The sequence below is a fragment of the Streptomyces sp. NH27 genome (assembly GCF_056859195.1).
The window spans coordinates 1-409 of the sequence record NZ_JACEGK010001107.1 but is presented as its reverse complement, the minus strand read 5'-3'; the positions used below and the strand labels follow the sequence as shown (position 1 = coordinate 409).

At 41.1% G+C, this 409-nt stretch carries 1 protein-coding gene; it reads left to right on the top strand.

What is annotated here, in order from left to right:
• The coding region (locus AC13HU_RS38260) for a RepB family plasmid replication initiator protein (protein ID WP_483046594.1) at positions 1 to 409 on the top strand (409 nt) is incomplete at both ends.

Genomic DNA, 409 nt, shown 5'->3' with positions numbered 1-409 from the left:
ACTATAGAAAACGGGGACTTCAAGGTATTTATAGAAAAATACTCCGATAAAAAGAGCCTTAAAGTTGGAACTGTTAAGCTATTAGACCTTTTGGCCGTAGAACTTGCAAAGGTTAACCATTTTAGAAGCAAAGATACGGGGAGCGTACAAACTACAGTCACTTTTTCATTAGATGACTACATGGGTTATCTGGGCATTCCAAACCCTGAGACGGCAAGCGCTAGAAAAGAAGCTAGAAAGCGCCTCAAAGAAGCCTTAGAAACTATTTACAGCACTTCCTTAGAATGGGAAGAGAGAAGCGGAAAAGAAGTAAAAAGCTATGCTAAGATGCGCATTTGTGAGGCTCAAGGGATAAAACGTGGAGTGGTTACGTTCTCCTTCACTCAAAGCATGGCCAATTACTTGAACC